Below are 644 nucleotides of genomic sequence, written 5' to 3' on the forward strand. Positions count from 1 at the left end.
GTGCTGCTCAGGCGTGAGGGTCACCTTGTGAACCACAAGCGGCTCTTCCGGCTCTATCGGGAGGAGAAGCTGACGGTACGCAAGCGTGGCGGGCGTAAGCGGGCGATAGGCACCCGAGCGCCGATGTTGATCCCGACGGCTGCCAATGATCGCTGGTCGCTGGACTTCGTGTCAGATCAGCTCACCGATGGCCGCAGGTTCCGGGTGCTTACGGTCGTCGATGATTGCACAAGAGAATGCTTGGGCCTCGTCGCCGATACGTCCCTTTCCGGTCTGCGCGTTGCCCGTGAGCTGGACCGGATCATCGAGGAGCGCGGCAGGCCGAAAATGATTGTCAGCGACAACGGCAGCGAGTTTACCAGCAACGCGATCCTGCAATGGACGGACCGGACCAAGGTGGAATGGCACTACATCGCGCCAGGCAAACCGATCCAGAACGCCTTCATCGAAAGCTTCAATGGACGGCTACGAGACGAGCTCCTGAATGAAACGCTCTTCTCGTCACTGACCCATGCACGATCAGCGCTTTTAAACTGGCGCAGCGATTACAACGATCATCGACCACACTCTGGACTAGGCTGGATGACGCCTGCCGAGTTCGCTCAGACCATCAACCCGCGACGTGATGCGGTGCTGCGCAGCCG

Annotated in this window: 1 protein-coding gene; it reads left to right on the forward strand. The window is 59.9% G+C overall.

Going from position 1 to position 644, the window contains the following annotated elements:
• Positions 1 to 644, forward strand: a 644-nt coding sequence (locus ACQZ5M_RS21100) for an IS3 family transposase (RefSeq protein ID WP_449080808.1), incomplete at both ends; no start/stop codon positions are given.

The organism is Rhizobium sp. 22-785-1 (genome assembly GCF_053521965.1).